Raw genomic sequence first — 16,035 nt, 5'->3', positions numbered from 1 at the left:
AAATTATCGCTCTATTATTACCTCAACAAACCACCCCACAATATAAGTTTGAGATTACTACAATGAGCGAAGCACTTAAAATTTTGAACAACATCCGTACTCTTCGTGCGCAGGCAAGAGAATGCACTCTGGAAACGCTCGAAGAAATGCTGGAAAAATTAGAAGTTGTTGTTAACGAGCGCCGCGAAGAAGAAAGCGCTGCTGCTGCTGAAGTTGAAGAGCGCACTCGTAAACTGCAACAGTACCGTGAAATGCTGATTGCTGACGGCATTGACCCGAATGAACTGCTGAACAGCATGGCTGCTGCAAATAAATCCGGCGCTAAAGCTAAACGTGCAGCTCGCCCGGCTAAATATAGCTATGTTGATGAAAACGGCGAAACCAAAACCTGGACCGGCCAGGGTCGTACCCCGGCAATCATCAAAAAAGCCATGGATGAGCAAGGTAAATCTTTGGATGATTTCCTGCTTTAATCTTTTTGTTTGTTGAGAAATCCCGCTTCGGCGGGATTTTTTTTATCCATAATTTATGGATATGTCCGAAAGCCGTATTGAATTGCGCGTTGTGGGTCCTGCTCAAATCCCAGGCAATAAAAAACCGGAGCCCTTTCGGAGCCCCGGTTTATGCCGTATGGCGAGAACGAGTTACTTGCCCGCGCCTACAGTCTCTTCCAGCCAGGCTTTAAAATCTGCGCCCAGCGAGTTGTGGCGAATACCATATTCAACAAAAGCACGCATATAACCCAGTTTATTACCGCAGTCATGGCTCTTGCCTTTCATATGATAGGCTTCAACGGTTTCTTTCTCGATCAGCATATCAATCGCATCGGTCAGCTGGATTTCATCACCCGCTCCCGGAGGCGTTTTCGCCAGCAGAGGCCAAATTTCCGCGCTGAGGACATAACGCCCCACTACCGCCAGGTTAGACGGTGCAACATCGGCTTTAGGCTTCTCAACGACACCCACCATCGGCACGCTGTCACCCGGCTTCAGTGCTTCACCTTTGCAGTCAACCACACCATACGCCGTCACATCTTCAACCGGCTCAACCATGATTTGGCTGGCGCCCGTTTCGTCAAAGCGTGTGATCATTTCTGCCAGGTTATCCCGGGACAGATCAGATTCATATTCATCCAGAATAACGTCCGGCAGAATAACCGCGACAGGTTCGTTACCGACCACTGGATGTGCGCAAAGTACTGCGTGACCCAGGCCTTTTGCCAGCCCCTGACGCACCTGCATAATGGTGACATGCGGCGGACAAATAGACTGCACTTCTTCCAAAAGCTGACGCTTAACACGCTTTTCCAGCATGGCTTCAAGTTCGAAGCTGGTATCAAAGTGGTTTTCGATCGAATTTTTCGAGGAATGCGTTACCAGTACAATTTCAGTAATGCCTGCAGCGATACATTCATTTACAACATACTGAATTAATGGCTTGTCAACCAGCGGCAGCATTTCCTTTGGAATCGCTTTAGTGGCGGGCAACATCCTGGTGCCCAATCCCGCTACCGGGATTACGGCCTTAGTGACTTTTGAATTTAATGCAGCCATTGAAATCTCCTGAACTGTTCAAACTTTGAACGTGCTCGTTAATTAATAACGCGTTGAGTATATCAGTACCGTTTGTGCAGTCTGGTCTGAAAAGGACACGTTAACCTTGAATTAGGATTTTTACGCATAAACCCTGCTGATAGTACCACCACTGTCTGAAAGCGGTGATAGCTATATCCTTACTCTCAGGTTAATTGTTCATTCCGCAGACAACATTAAGCGTAAACGTCCGCCAACCCCCCAAATTTGGCACTGCCACGACTCGCAGCGCTGGCTGATTTGATTTAAATAAGCATTCCCTAACGTGCCCAGCGGAACGCCGTTGCTGATCTGAATTTGATGGTCTCCCGTGTTCAGCCTGCCGTTAAGACCTGCGGAAACAAGGATGAGGTTTTTAATTCCGCTGTGGTAATAACCAACCAGCAGCGGGAACTGTCCCGGCAAATTAGCCTGGCGCAGCAGTTGGTTCACCTGATTGAGTAAACTCCCCAATTCCGGCAGGCGCTGTCCTTCGTGCGCTAACTGCTCCTGTAACAGGCCATTAAATAAAGCCCGTAGCAATAATGCGGCTAACACACCGTTTTCCCCGGCTCGGGTGACATCCAGGCAATAAAAGGCGAGGTCCTTATCTGAAAGTGGTGCAATATCGAGCACCAGCCCCGGTTTATCCGCCGACACCAGTTGTCGATAATTGATACGACAATGCGAAATATTTTGCTGAACCGGCGGTTGTAATTCCTGTAATAGCTTTGCCGCAGCGGTAGGATTACTGACCAGCGCATCCCAGTCCTCAAACAAACGCTCTTCCTCCTCCACCCGGGAATTAAACATGTTGGGGTAGAGGCAGGCAAAAACAGTTTCACGAAGACGATTGAAATCTTTGACAGGCTTAAGCAAGACATCCTGCACACCAAGACGAAGCGCACTGGCGATATCCGCCATGTTTTCGGTGGCAGAGATAACGAGGATCGGCAGTTGATGGCCGTTATTGCGCAGATGCTCCACCAGCTTAAGGCCGTTCATACGTGGCATCGCAATATCGCAAATCATCAAATCGGGCTGCAGATGCGTCAGTTTTTCCAGTGCATCCACGCCGTCTTCTGCCAGGGTCGTTTCTGCACCCAGCGATGAAAGCCACGAATCAAGGAGAGAGCGGAAAACGGGTTCGTCCTCAACAATCAGAATCTGTTTTCCCGCCAATGGCTGCGTCATGATATCTCCCCTGACAGACGATAAGTAAATAGTGGCACGCTATTCCTGGGATCGCCTGTCAGATTTTGCTGAAGTAATCGAAAAGCCCTAACCCGCAGTACGCACAAGCGGTAACAGTTCATCCATCTTTTTCTCAACGGCCAGTTGTCCGGCAGCTATCGCCGCTGGCGCCCGATGAAAATCGAGAGTAGAAATTTGTGGGCAAAAAGGTTGCAACAAAATATCCGGCGGATCGCCCGCCATTCGGTTGCGCTTTAATCGGTTTTCCAGCACCTGTATAGAGGTCGTCATGATCTCCATGGCCGTTGGCGTTACCGCCGTCCGGCGAGATGTCATTCTTCCGAGTCTGGAACGAAAACGTTCGTGCCAGCTCAGGCTATCATCTGAAGACTCGGGATCGGGCTGAAGGTTCACTGACAGGAGATCCTGCTGCATTAAATGCGCGTCATGTTGCAAATCGACAGCAATCACAATGTCAGCGCCTAGTGCGCGTGTGAGCGAAACCGGTACCGGGTTAACGACAGCGCCATCAACCAACCAGTAGCCATTGTGCATGACGGGAGACATAAGCCCGGGAATACTGCAGGAAGCGCGTACCGCCAGATGAAGATCGCCTTCGGTGAACCAGATTTCACGTCCGGTACTGAGGTTTGTCGCGACGGTCGCAAAACGACGTGGGCAGGATTCAATCGCGTCTGCGGGGATCAACTGACGAAAATGGCTGAACACACGCTCACCACGCAGAAGACCGCCCCTGCGCCAGGAAAGATCCATCAGGCGTAACACATCCCAGGAACTGAATGAGCAGACCCACTTTTCCAGCACGGGTAACCGATCGCAAGCGTAAGCCGCTCCAACCAGTGCACCAATCGAACACCCCGCCACAATATCAATCTCAATGCCCATTTTCTGCAGCGCTTTGATCACACCGATGTGTGACCAGCCACGCGCCGCGCCTGAGCCGAGAGCCAAACCAATTTTAAGCTTTCTCATTCCTGCCGATGATGAACCCCGTTCCTGTCGTAGCAACATGACGATTGCTCGGTTAACATATTTACCGCCCGGCGCTGTGCGCCTCATTTTATTTACCTGGGAAAGCGTTTATGGACTCACTTTGCCCCTGCGGCAGCGCTCTGGAGTATAGCTCATGTTGCCAGCGATATCTTTCGGGCAGCGAGCCTGCGCCAACACCTTCACAGCTCATGCGATCGCGCTATGCCGCCTTCGTGCTGAAAAATGCAGACTACCTGGTCAGGACCTGGCATCCTTCGTGCGAAGCCACGGCATTTCGGCAGGATCTTGAGCAAAGTTTCTCCAGCACCGAATGGCTTGGCCTGACAATTTTTACCGCCGATGCGGGCCGCCATCCTGACGAAGGTTTTGTCAGCTTCGTCGCTCGCTTCCGTGAACATAGCAAGAGCGGTGCCCTCATTGAGCGTTCAAGATTCTTAAAAGAAAATGGACAATGGTATTATATTGATGGTACACGTCCTCTGATTGGCCGCAACGATCCCTGCCCTTGCGGGTCAGGCAAAAAATTTAAAAAGTGCTGCGGTCAATAAGATCGCCACAGAAACAGCAAACACCTTCAACAGGATTTCCCCCGCAATGCACTCATTACAACGTAAAGTGTTGCGTACCATCTGCCCGGATCAAAAAGGGCTGATCGCACGTATTACCAATATCTGCTACAAGCACGAGCTCAACATTGTGCAGAACAACGAATTCGTTGATCACCGCACCGGTCGTTTCTTTATGCGCACCGAGCTGGAAGGCATTTTCAATGACTCCACGCTGCTGGCAGACCTCGACAGTGCCTTACCGGAAGGGTCCATTCGTGAACTGACGCCCGCTGGCCGTCGTCGTATCGTGATTCTTGTCACCAAAGAAGCGCACTGCCTGGGTGATTTGCTGATGAAGGCCAACTACGGTGGTCTCGACGTCGATATTGCGGCCGTCATCGGCAACCATGAAACGCTGCGCCCACTGGTTGAGCGCTTTGATGTGCCCTTTGAACTGGTCAGCCACGAAGGCCACACGCGTGAAGAACATGACAAGCTGATGGCCGATGCCATTGATGCTCATCAGCCGGATTACGTGGTGCTGGCGAAATATATGCGCGTCCTGACGCCGTCATTTGTCGCCCGCTTCCCGAACAAAATCATCAATATCCACCACTCATTCCTGCCTGCCTTTATCGGTGCGCGCCCGTATCACCAGGCCTATGAGCGTGGCGTAAAAATCATCGGTGCCACAGCTCACTATGTGAACGATAACCTCGATGAAGGCCCAATCATTATGCAGGATGTGATTAACGTCGATCACACCTACTCTGCGGACGATATGATGCGTGCAGGCCGTGATGTTGAGAAAAACGTCCTCAGCCGCGCCCTGTACCAGGTCCTTGCGCAGCGCGTCTTCGTTTACGGCAACAGAACAATCATTCTCTAAGGAAAACCCGTTTGCGGTGCTTTTAAACGTTACGGGCAAAAAGTACGCAAACGGTTCATTTTCCTGAAAGGAAGGCTTTACAGCGGCGCGTCATTTGATATGATGCGCCCCGCTTCCCTAAGGGAGCAGGTCAGTAATAGCAATACAAAAAGTAATACCCCTGGCGGGGTTCCCGAGCGGCCAAAGGGAGCAGACTGTAAATCTGCCGTCATCGACTTCGAAGGTTCGAATCCTTCCCCCGCCACCATTATTAACCACAGCGATGTGGTTACCCTGATAAGTGAGAACGATGTTTGCGCTTATTGGGAAGGGTGAGAACCTTCGACTAAGGTTCGACTCTCGCAAAGCGAGAGAACGTTGCCAAAGGCAACGGCCCAAAGGGTGAGGAGCGAAGCGACGAATAATCCTTCCCCCGCCACCATCAAGAAGTATTTCGCTCAAGCATTTCATACCCCTGGCGGGGTTCCCGAGCGGCCAAAGGGAGCAGACTGTAAATCTGCCGTCATCGACTTCGAAGGTTCGAATCCTTCCCCCGCCACCATCGCATATTTAGCACCAAATACCTGTTCGATACCAAAGCCACATTTTTCTCTGCACAGGGAAGGATGAGAAGCTTCGATCCGAAGGTTCGACTCGAACGTATGTGAGAGAACGCGGCGACAGCAGCGGTTATCCTTCACCCGCCACCATCGCATGTTTAGCACCAAATACCTGTTCGATACCAAAGCCACATTTTTCTCTGCACAGGGAAGGATGAGAAGCTTCGACCCGAAGGTTCGACTCGAACGCAGGTGAGAGAACGCGGCGACAGCAGCGGTTATCCTCCCCCCGCCACCGTACACAAAGCCCATTGTCGCCACAGGCACGATTAGGCGAAGCCGTCACTGCACATTCAAACCCCAGGCAACCGCCGCCCGACAGGTGAACTCTTCACGATTGACGTATTGCACTGAGCCAGTTCAGCCAGCCCGTCGAGCAACGTATCCAGTTGTCCTATGTCCGTCACCACCAGACGGGCGATAAAGCAGTCCTCGCCCGTGACTTTGTCACACTCAATGCATTGCGCCATCGCCTGCAGATATTTTTCAACTTTCTGCAACAGCCCCGGTAGCGGTTTGATTCTCACCAGAGCCTGTAACGTATAGCCCAGAGCCGCCAGATTCACTTTTGCACTATATCCCTGAATCACGCCCCGCTCTTCCAGCCGTTTCAGGCGCTCTGCGGTGCTCGGTGATGTCAGACCGACTTCTGCACTCAATACTTTTAACGACACGCGGGCATCTTTGGTCAGGCAGGCGATGATGGCCCTGTCGATTGCATCAATAAGAAGTTCCATGCTTTTGGCCTTATTTAAAAAGGATAAATCGTCGTTTCTCCTTATAACACATCTGTAACATGCCCGATAAATTTCACAGAATATCCTCTCTGACTGAGGAGGTTCCTGTGCGTAACTTGACATCTGGCATTGGGCAAATGAGCCTGGCGATGCTTATTTCTGGCTCCATCGGTGCATTTGTTCTGCTCTCCGGCTTACCGGTGATTGATGTGGTGTTCTGGCGCTGCGTCATTGGGGCGGTGGCCTTGTTTATTTTCATTCGTCTCAGCAGGAAGCCTTTTAGCCCGCTGACACGCGTGACCTTATTACTGGCCATAGCAGGCGGCGTGGCGCTGGTCATTAACTGGCTATTGCTGTTTGCCGCCTATGAACGCATCTCCATCGGCATGTCGACGGTGGTCTACAACACGCAACCATTTATGTTAGTGCTGATGGGCATGGCGATGGGTGAACGAGTTTCACTGGTGAAATGGGGCTGGCTGATTCTGGCATTTCTCGGCGTGGTTACGCTCCTGTCCAGTGAGCTCAACGGTCACGATGGCAGTCTGTTCACTGGCGTCGCTCTGGCACTGGGCGCTGCTTTCTTCTACGCACTGACCGCTATCATCACGCGAAAACTCCAGACCATTGCGCCGCAGCACATCGCGTTCATTCAGGTGGTCACAGGTGCGCTTATGTTATTACCCCTCGCTCATTTCTCCGCCCTTTCTGATTCTTTCCCATGGGGCATTCTTTTGACGTTAGGCATTGTGCATACCGGCATCATGTATCAGTTGCTCTATAGCGCGATCCAGAAACTGCCCACGCCGATCATCGGTTCACTGTCGTTCATCTACCCGCTGGTGGCGATTATTGTCGATAACGTGGTTTTCGGGCATACCCTTAATGCGTGGCAAATCGTTGGTGGAGCGCTGATTCTGCTGGCGGCGGCAGGGAATAATTTAGGCTGGGGTACAAAGAAAAAAGCCCTGCGTCAGCAGGGCCTTGAACAGAAAGCGCGTTAATCAGCGACGAGCGCGAACAATCTGGTATTTGCGTGTCAGGTACTCGACCGGCACGCTCCAGATGTGCACCAGACGCGAGAACGGGAACAGTACAAACAGCGTCATCCCGAGCACCAGGTGCAGACGGAAGATAAACGCCACGCCCTCCAGATGCGCAGAGGCGCCGCCGTGGAAGGTCACCACAGACTGTGCCCAACCGACCAGTTTCATCATCTCGCTGCCGTCCATATGCTGGGCAGAGAACGGAATGGTCAGCAGGCCCAGCAGACATTGCAGCACCAGCACTGACATCACCAGAATATCGGCTTTGGTGGTGGTCGCGCGAATGCGTGGGCTGGTGAGACGGCGTTTCAGCAGCAGAATACCGCCCACCAGACACATCACCCCGGCAGCGCCGCCGCCAAACATTGCCATTTTCTGTTTCACTTCCAGCGGCAGCCAGGATTCGTACATCCAGTGCGGCGTGAGCATGCCGAAGGCATGGCCCGCGATGACACCAAGAATGCCAAGGTGGAACAGGTTTGACGCCAGGTTCATGCCTTTGCGATCCAGCATCTGGCTGGAGCCAGCACGCCAGGAGTACTGACCGTAGTCGTAACGCAGCCAGCTCCCTACCAGGAAGATGGTTCCCGCGATATACGGATAGATATCAAAGAAGAACATATTCAGGAAATGCATTAGCGCTCTCCTCCAGTCGAGATATTCAGATACTGCGGCGCGACGGCACCGGAAAAACGACGCTGATGGGCGGTGATGTCTGAATCCGCACATCCCTGATCGGCGAAGAATTTAACCTGCTCTTCTTCCCAGACGGCGTCCAGTGCCTGCGGCGTGTCGTCGCGAGCTTCATCAGCAATTTTCTCAGCCACTTTCACCCCGTCGATTTCAGTGCTGGCAAGCTTAAGCAGCACGTCAAACAGTACGGCATAGCGGCTTTCACGCTGCTGTAAACGGGCGCTGAGCAGTGCCAGAATCGGTGCGACATCCTGCAAGCCACCCAGCGCTTCTTCACGAGGCAACTGCGCCAGATACTCCAGATACAGCGGCAGATGGTCTGGCAGCTCGCGGCTGTCCAGCTCCAGGCCGTGCTGCGCGTACTGCGCCATCAGGTCAACCATCGCCTGGCCGCGGTCACGGGATTCGCCGTGAACATGTTCAAACAGCAGCAGAGAAGTCGCACGACCGCGGTCAAACAGCTCGCTATACGCCGCCTGAACGTCCAGCAAATCTTGCTGAGTCAGGTCACGCAGGAACACGCAAAGTTTCTGCGCTTCTTCCCTTGCCAGCACGTCTGAGTCTGCCAGCGCGTCGTGCACTTCCTGCTGATGCTGCCACAGGGCAGCATCGGGGTACTCCAGCAGGCGGGAGATGATCATCAGTTCTTTCATGACTGACGCTCCGTTTTGCTGGTGACGTCGACAGCATCGATACGACGGCTGTTGAACAGGTTGAATGAGCTGTCGGAACCGTGGCAACCGTCGCCGAAGCTGAAACCACAGCCGTTCTTCTCCGGGAAAGCGTCACGAGCCAGTTCGCGGTGGCTGCTTGGTACCACGAAACGGTCTTCGTAGTTCGCAATCGCCAGGTAGCGATACATTTCCTGCGCCTGCGCTTCAGTCAGACCGACTTCTTCCAGCGCGCTGGTGTCGTTCACACCGTCAACGCTTTCAGCGCGCTTGTAGTGGCGCATCGCCAGCATACGTTTCAGCGCACGAAGCACCGGTGCGGTATCGCCAGCGGTCAGCATGTTCGCCAGATACTGCACAGGAATACGCAGGCTATCGACATCCGGCAGAATGCCGTTGCTGCCAATCTCGCCCGCGTCAGCCGCAGACTGAATCGGAGACAGCGGCGGCACGTACCAGACCATCGGCAGCGTGCGGTATTCCGGGTGCAGTGGCAGAGCCAGCTTCCAGTCCATCGCCATTTTGTAAACCGGTGACTGCTGAGCGGCGTCAATCACGCTCTGCGGAATGCCGTCTTTCAGCGCCTGCTCAATCACTTTCGGATCGTTCGGATCGAGGAACACGTCCAGCTGACGCTGATACAGATCTTTCTCGCTCTCAGTGCTCGCCGCCTGCTCAATCATATCCGCGTCATACAGCAGAACGCCGAGGTAACGAATACGCCCTACGCAGGTTTCGGAGCACACGGTCGGCTGACCGGCTTCGATACGCGGATAGCAGAAGATGCACTTCTCGGACTTGCCGCTCTTCCAGTTGAAGTAGATTTTCTTGTACGGACAACCGGTGATGCACATACGCCAGCCACGACATTTGTCCTGGTCGATCAGCACAATACCGTCTTCTTCACGCTTGTAGATGGCACCGCTTGGGCAGGTCGCCACACACGCCGGATTCAGGCAGTGCTCACACAGACGCGGCATGTACATCATGAAGGTGTTTTCGAACTGGCCGTACATCGCCTTCTGCACGTTCTCGAAGTTCTGATCGCGGGAGAGTTTCGAGAACTCGCCACCCAGATCGTCTTCCCAGTTCGGGCCAGAAGTGATTTTGTCCATGCGCTGACCGGTGATCAGCGAGCGAGGACGAGCAATCGGCTGATGCTTGCTTTCGCCGGCTTTGTGCAGCGTCTGATAGTCGAAATCAAACGGCTCGTAGTAATCCTCGATACCCGGCAGATGCGGGTTAGCGAAGATTTTACCGAGCAGCATGGCTTTGTTACCCATGCGCGGCACCAGCTTACCGTTGATTTTACGGATCCAGCCGCCCTTCCATTTTTCCTGATTTTCCCAGTCGTTAGGGAAGCCGACGCCCGGCTTCGTTTCCACGTTGTTGAACCACGCGTACTCCATCCCTTCGCGGCTGGTCCAGACGTTTTTACAGGTTACTGAGCAGGTATGACAGCCGATGCATTTATCGAGATTCAGCACCATGCCGACTTGTGAACGAATTTTCATTTTACGCTCTCCTGTACCTGGTCATTGCCTTCGCCGTCTAACCAGTCAATGTTCTTCATCTTACGTACCACTACGAACTCATCGCGGTTTGAGCCCACGGTGCCGTAGTAGTTAAAGCTGTACGACAGCTGCGCATAACCGCCAATCATGTGGGTCGGTTTCGGGCTGATACGGGTGACCGAGTTGTGAATACCGCCACGCTGGCCGGTTATCTCTGAACCCGGCAGGTTCACGATACGTTCCTGTGCGTGATACATCATGGTCATACCCGCTGGCACACGCTGGCTCACGACGGCACGGGCAGTCAGGGAACCGTTGCTGTTGAAGGCTTCAATCCAGTCGTTGTCTTCAATGCCCAGCTCTTTGGCGTCAGCTTCACTCATCCACACAATCGGGCCACCGCGTGACAGCGTCAGCATCAGCAGGTTGTCGCTGTAAGTGGAGTGAATGCCCCACTTCTGGTGCGGTGTCAGGAAGTTCAGCGCCTTCTCAGGGTTACCGTTGGACTTCTGGCCCATCACCGCTTTCACCGAACGGGTATCGATTGGCGGACGGTAAACCAGCAGGCTTTCGCCAAAGTCACGCATCCACTGGTGATCCTGATACAGCTGCTGGCGGCCAGACAACGTACGCCATGGGATCAGCTCATGAACGTTGGTGTAACCCGCGTTATAGGAAACGTGTTCATCTTCAAGTCCTGACCAAGTCGGGCTGGAGATAATTTTGCGCGGCTGTGCCTGAATATCACGGAAGCGAATTTTCTCGTCTTCTTTATTCAGAGCCAGATGCGTGTGGTCACGTCCGGTAATTTCACTCAGCGCAGCCCAGGCTTTCACGGCAACCTGACCGTTAGTTTCTGGTGCCAGCGTCAGGATCATCTCTGCCGCATCAATCGCGGTGTTGATCATTGGCTGGCCTTTTGCCGGGCCGTCGGCTTTGGTGTAGTTCAGCTTACGCAGCAGATCGACTTCGCTCTGGGTGTTCCACGCGATGCCTTTCCCGCCGTTGCCGATTTTTTCCATCAGCGGGCCGACAGAGGTGAAGCGCTCGTAGGTTGCCGGATAATCGCGCTCTACAGTCATAATGTGCGGCGCGGTTTTGCCTGGGATCAGGTCACATTCACCTTTCTTCCAGTCTTTCACGTCCAGCGGCTGAGCCATTTCGGCCGGGGAGTCATGCTGAATCGGCAGTGTGACTACGTCGGTTTCCACACCCAGATGCCCCACGCACACTTCGGAGAACTTCTTCGCGATGTCTTTGTAGATATCCCAGTCGCTCTTCGATTCCCAGGCAGGATCGACCGCAGCAGAAAGCGGGTGAATAAACGGATGCATATCCGAAGTATTCATGTCGTCTTTCTCATACCAGGTCGCGGTTGGCAGCACGATATCGGAGAACAGACAGGTGCTCGACAGGCGGAAGTCCAGCGTTACCACCAGATCCAGTTTGCCGTCGAGGCCGTTATCACGCCATTCCACTTCTTCCGGCTTCAGGCCGCCCTGCTCGCCCAGGTCTTTCCCCTGAATGCCGTGCTCGGTACCCAGCAGGTACTTCAGCATGTATTCATGGCCTTTACCGGAAGAACCCAGCAGGTTGGAACGCCAGATAAACAGGTTACGCGGGTGGTTTTTACCGTTTTCAGGACGCTCTGCCGCGAAGTGCATAGAGCCGTCTTTCAGGGATTTCACGGTGTAATCGACCGCAGACATCCCGGCTTTTTCCGCTTCGGCTGCAATCGTCAGTGGGTTAGTGCCCAACTGAGGTGCTGACGGGAGCCAGCCCATACGTTCTGCACGCACGTTAAAGTCCAGCAGATGCCCGGTGTAGCGGGATTTATCCGCCATCGGTGACAGCAGCTCTTGCGCGGTCAACGTCTCGTAGCGCCACTGGCTGGAGTGGTTATAGAAGTAAGAAGTACTGTTCATGTGACGCGGTGGACGGTTCCAGTCCAGCGCGAACGCCAGTGGCGTCCAGCCGGTTTGCGGACGCAGTTTTTCCTGGCCCACATAGTGCGCCCAACCGCCGCCGCTCTGGCCGACACAGCCGCAGAAGATCAGCATGTTAATCAGACCACGATAGTTCATATCGAGGTGATACCAGTGGTTCAGACCGGCGCCGACGATGATCATTGAGCGGCCATGCGTCTTATCGGCGTTGTCCGCAAACTCACGCGCGGTACGGATAATCTGCGAACGTGGTACGCCAGTGATCTGCTCAGCCCACGCCGGGGTGTACGCTTTCACGTCGTCGTAGCTGTTGGCGCAGTTGGCATCGCCCAGACCGCGATCCAGGCCGTAGTTCGCCATGGTCAGGTCATAAACGGTCGTCACGAGGCAGGTTGAGCCGTCAGCCATTTGCAGACGTTTCACCGGCAGCTTATGCAGCAGGATGTTTTCCAGCTCCACTTTGTTGAAATGTTCGGTACCGTCGCCGCCGAAGTACGGGAAGCCCACTTCTGCGATATCGTCATGGCCGCCGAGCATCGAGAGGCGCAGCTGAACTTCGTCTCCGCTCTTACCGTCGCGCTGTTCGAGGTTCCACTTACCTTTGTCACCCCAACGGAAACCGATAGAACCGTTCGGGACGGTCATTTCGCCGTTCTCATCGAAGGCAACGGTTTTCCATTCCGGGTTCTTTTCCTGACCCAGCGCATCGACCAGATCGGAGGCACGCAGCATACGGCCTGCGGCATAGTAGCCATCACGCTCTTCCAGCGTCACCAGCATCGGCATGTCGGTGTAACGACGCACGTAGTCGGTGAAGTACTGGCTTGGCTTGTCGAGATGGAACTCGCGCAGCATAACGTGGCCCATCGCCATCGCCATCGCGGCATCAGTACCTTGTTTCGGTGCCAGCCACAGATCACAGAGCTTGGCGATTTCCGCGTAATCCGGAGTGATAGCAACGGTTTTGGTGCCCTTATAACGAACCTCGGTAAAGAAGTGGGCATCCGGAGTACGGGTCTGCGGAACGTTAGAGCCCCAGGCCAGGATGTAGGAAGAGTTATACCAGTCGGCGGATTCCGGCACGTCGGTTTGCTCACCCCAGGTCTGCGGAGACGCAGGAGGCAGGTCGCAATACCAGTCGTAGAAGCTCAGGCAGGTTCCGCCCAGCAGGGAGATATAACGCGCACCTGCGGCGTAGGAAACCATGGACATCGCCGGAATTGGCGAGAAGCCCGCCACACGGTCAGGGCCGTAAGTTTTGACGGTATAGACGTTAGACGCCGCAATCAGCTCGTTCACTTCCTGCCATGAGGAACGTACGAAGCCACCGCGACCACGCGCCTGTTTGAAGCTTTTGGCTTTGTCTGCATCTTCAATGATGGACGCCCAGGCATCAACCGGGTCCGGATGCTGCACTTTGGCTTCGCGCCACATCTTCATCAGACGTTTGCGCATCAGCGGGTATTTCAGACGGTTAGCGCTGTAGAGATACCAGGAGTAGCTTGCGCCACGCGGGCAGCCACGCGGCTCATGGTTCGGCAAGTCCGGGCGAGTACGCGGATAGTCCGTTTGCTGGGTTTCCCAGGTCACCAGGCCGTTTTTCACGTAGATTTTCCAGCTGCATGACCCGGTGCAGTTTACACCGTGGGTGGAACGCACCACTTTGTCATGCTGCCAGCGTTGGCGGTATCCGTCTTCCCAGTCCCGGTTGGTTTCCATAAGCTGACCGTGCCCATCGGCAAAGGTTTCGCCCTTCTGTTTGAAGTAGCGAAACCGGTCCAGAAATTTGCTCATCGGGTTTCTCCTGTATGGAGCCTGTCGGCTCTCTGATAAATCGACATTGCAACAATTGCGGCGAAAGTAACTGTCTGAAAGAAGATGGGAATTGATGGCGATCAAGGCGGGTTTTGTTAACAAACGGGGAGGAAAAGACGAATACCACCAAAGTATTATCACCATATATCTTATAACTATATGTTTTTAAATAAATAAAATACCAAACCCCTCCTGTTCGCTCTTTCACTTTTCACTGAGAGGTATTAAGGGGTAGGTACGCTGTTTGACCGAGGCCTGGCACAGAGGTCAGGTGCCTTCTTCTCAGCAAGAGATATAGTATGTTGTAACTAATGTCAGGGTAAAAAAAAGGCGCGATTCACTCGCGCCTGATAATCAAGAAGTCACACTTATTTTTTAGTTTTACGTCCGTAAACCACCCAGGTGATCAACACGCAGGCGATATAGAACACGAGGAAGACTTTCATCGCACCCGCCGGAGAACCGGTCATTTCCAGCGAGATACCAAAGGATTTCGGGATAAAGAAGCCACCTACAGCACCAATTGCGGAGATAAAGCCCAGCGCGGCTGCAGTATCGGTTGCCGCTTCACGCAGCGCATGTTCTTCGCTGCCACCCTGCGCTTTCACGCGATCCATAGTCAGTTTGCGGAAGATGATGGAAATCATCTGGAAGGTAGAAGCACTACCCAGCCCGGCCGTCACAAACAGCCCCATGAAGACGGTAAAGAACGCGACGAAGTTTCCGCCCTGACCGTTGGTTGGCAGCGTCAGGAACAGCAGCGCAGAGAAGATAGCCATCGCAATGAAGTTAATCAGCGTCACGCGAGTGCCACCCAAACGGTCAGAAATGCCGCCGCCCAGGGAACGAGCCAGCGCACCAATAAACGGACCGAAGAAGGCGAAGTGCAGAATGTTGACGTCCGGGAACTGGGTTTTGGACAGCATCGCGAACCCGGCAGAGAAACCGATGAATGAGCCAAAGGTTGCCAGATACAGCACTGCCATGATCCACAGGTGGCCACGTTTCAGAACCGGAAGCTGCTCTTTCAGGGAGGCTTTAGAAGCGGCAATATCGTTCATGCCAAACCAGGCCGCCAGGGTGAAGACAATCAGGAACGGAACCCAAATCCATGCGGCGTTTTCGAGGAACAGGGAAGAACCGTCCGCTTGTTCAACACCTTTGCCGCCAAAGATGGCGAAGATGGACACGGAGATAGCAATCGGTGCGAGCAATTGCATCACGCTCACGCCCATATTGCCCAGGCCGCCGTTCAAGCCCAGTGCGCCGCCCTGCTTCGCTTTCGGGAAGAAGAAGCTGATGTTCGCCATGCTTGAAGCGAAGTTCGCGCCCGCAAAACCACACATCAGCGCGATAATCATAAAGACGCTAAACGGTGTGGTTGGGTCCTGGACCGCAAAGCCGAGCCAGACGCAGGGGATGATCATGATGCCGGTGCTGAAAGCTGTCCAGCGGCGACCGCCGAAGATAGGCACCATAAACGCGTAAGGCACACGCAGCAGCGCACCAGACAGACCCGGCAGCGCAGTCAGCATGAAGAGTTGATCGGTGGTGAAGTTAAAACCCACCTTATTGAGGTTTACCGCAACGGCGCTGAACAACATCCAGACGCAGAACGCAAGCAGAAGACAGGGAACGGAAATCCACAAATTTCGGCTGGCAACTCGATGCCCGCGTGTTTGCCAGAAGGCAGCGTCTTCAGGGCGCCAGTCGGTGATGACGGCGCCTTTATCCTTTTCCGAAGCGGAAGATTGACTCATAGAAACCTCTAATAATGGAGTTTTGATGCCGCCACATT

The 16,035-nt window shown here is 53.8% G+C and carries 13 protein-coding genes, 2 tRNA genes and 1 other RNA gene; 7 read left to right on the top strand and 9 right to left on the bottom strand.

Going from position 1 to position 16,035, the window contains the following annotated elements; genetic code table 11:
* The first annotated feature begins 62 nt into the window (after positions 1-62).
* The gene (gene hns / locus ACRCWW_RS16835) at positions 63-473 is read left to right on the top strand and encodes a histone-like nucleoid-structuring protein H-NS (RefSeq protein WP_438683425.1); all 411 of its coding nucleotides are present in this window, start codon (positions 63-65) and stop codon (positions 471-473) included.
* 171 nt (positions 474-644) lie between these two features.
* Here hns and galU read toward each other — a convergent pair whose 3' ends face one another.
* The 3 genes from galU to rssA all read right to left on the bottom strand — a co-directional run bounded on the left by galU (position 645) and on the right by rssA (position 3,758).
* The gene (gene galU / locus ACRCWW_RS16830) at positions 645-1,553 is read right to left on the bottom strand and encodes a UTP--glucose-1-phosphate uridylyltransferase GalU (RefSeq protein ID WP_438683415.1); all 909 of its coding nucleotides are present in this window, start codon (positions 1,551-1,553) and stop codon (positions 645-647) included.
* A gap of 198 nt (positions 1,554-1,751) precedes the next feature.
* Complete coding sequence (gene rssB / locus ACRCWW_RS16825; protein WP_438683414.1) at positions 1,752-2,765, bottom strand: two-component system response regulator RssB; 1,014 nt, start codon at positions 2,763-2,765, stop codon at positions 1,752-1,754.
* Positions 2,766-2,852: 87 nt separating this feature from the next.
* Positions 2,853-3,758, bottom strand: coding sequence for a patatin-like phospholipase RssA (gene rssA, locus ACRCWW_RS16820; protein ID WP_438683413.1), 906 nt, complete (start codon positions 3,756-3,758; stop codon positions 2,853-2,855).
* 110 nt (positions 3,759-3,868) lie between these two features.
* Between rssA and ACRCWW_RS16815 the strand changes: the two genes are divergently transcribed.
* From ACRCWW_RS16815 to ACRCWW_RS16795, 5 genes are all read left to right on the top strand, one after another.
* Entirely contained in the window at positions 3,869-4,327 is a 459-nt protein-coding gene (locus tag ACRCWW_RS16815; RefSeq protein ID WP_438683412.1) for a YchJ family protein, read from the top strand.
* Positions 4,328-4,373: 46 nt separating this feature from the next.
* Positions 4,374-5,216 carry a formyltetrahydrofolate deformylase gene (gene purU, locus ACRCWW_RS16810; RefSeq protein WP_438683411.1) on the top strand — a complete coding sequence of 281 codons (843 nt, stop codon included), beginning with the start codon at positions 4,374-4,376 and terminating at the stop codon, positions 5,214-5,216.
* Between the two features lie 162 nt (positions 5,217-5,378).
* Positions 5,379-5,463, top strand: a tRNA-Tyr gene (locus ACRCWW_RS16805).
* Positions 5,464-5,506: 43 nt separating this feature from the next.
* Positions 5,507-5,637, top strand: a non-coding RNA gene (locus tag ACRCWW_RS16800) — RtT sRNA.
* A gap of 35 nt (positions 5,638-5,672) precedes the next feature.
* Positions 5,673-5,757 (top strand) — tRNA-Tyr (locus ACRCWW_RS16795).
* Positions 5,758-6,108: 351 nt separating this feature from the next.
* Here ACRCWW_RS16795 and ACRCWW_RS16790 read toward each other — a convergent pair.
* Positions 6,109-6,552 (bottom strand): Lrp/AsnC family transcriptional regulator, encoded by a 444-nt coding sequence (locus tag ACRCWW_RS16790; protein WP_438683410.1) that lies wholly within the window; start codon positions 6,550-6,552, stop codon positions 6,109-6,111.
* A gap of 137 nt (positions 6,553-6,689) precedes the next feature.
* On the opposite strand from ACRCWW_RS16790, the gene ACRCWW_RS16785 reads away from it, so the two are divergent.
* Positions 6,690-7,556 carry a DMT family transporter gene (locus ACRCWW_RS16785; protein WP_438683424.1) on the top strand — a complete coding sequence of 289 codons (867 nt, stop codon included), beginning with the start codon at positions 6,690-6,692 and terminating at the stop codon, positions 7,554-7,556.
* Here ACRCWW_RS16785 and narI read toward each other — a convergent pair whose 3' ends face one another.
* The 5 genes from narI to ACRCWW_RS16760 form a co-directional block, all read right to left on the bottom strand.
* A complete protein-coding gene (gene narI / locus ACRCWW_RS16780) occupies positions 7,557-8,234 on the bottom strand; it encodes a respiratory nitrate reductase subunit gamma (protein WP_438683409.1) in 678 nt (225 codons plus the stop codon).
* Complete coding sequence (gene narJ / locus ACRCWW_RS16775; RefSeq protein ID WP_438683408.1) at positions 8,234-8,944, bottom strand: nitrate reductase molybdenum cofactor assembly chaperone; 711 nt, start codon at positions 8,942-8,944, stop codon at positions 8,234-8,236. The genes narI and narJ overlap by 1 nt, the downstream gene beginning before the upstream one ends.
* Entirely contained in the window at positions 8,941-10,476 is a 1,536-nt protein-coding gene (gene narH / locus ACRCWW_RS16770) for a nitrate reductase subunit beta (protein WP_438683407.1), read from the bottom strand. Before narH ends, narJ begins: the two co-directional genes overlap by 4 nt.
* Positions 10,473-14,216 carry a nitrate reductase subunit alpha gene (locus tag ACRCWW_RS16765; protein ID WP_438683406.1) on the bottom strand — a complete coding sequence of 1,248 codons (3,744 nt, stop codon included), beginning with the start codon at positions 14,214-14,216 and terminating at the stop codon, positions 10,473-10,475. The genes narH and ACRCWW_RS16765 overlap by 4 nt, the downstream gene beginning before the upstream one ends.
* A gap of 389 nt (positions 14,217-14,605) precedes the next feature.
* Positions 14,606-15,997 (bottom strand): NarK family nitrate/nitrite MFS transporter, encoded by a 1,392-nt coding sequence (locus ACRCWW_RS16760; protein WP_438683405.1) that lies wholly within the window; start codon positions 15,995-15,997, stop codon positions 14,606-14,608.
* Positions 15,998-16,035: the final 38 nt, after the last annotated feature.

It is taken from the genome of Scandinavium sp. (genome assembly GCF_051650185.1).
Lineage (GTDB): Bacteria > Pseudomonadota > Gammaproteobacteria > Enterobacterales > Enterobacteriaceae > Scandinavium.
The sequence above is the reverse complement of the archived record's forward strand: the minus strand, read 5'-3'. Positions and strand labels throughout refer to the sequence as shown.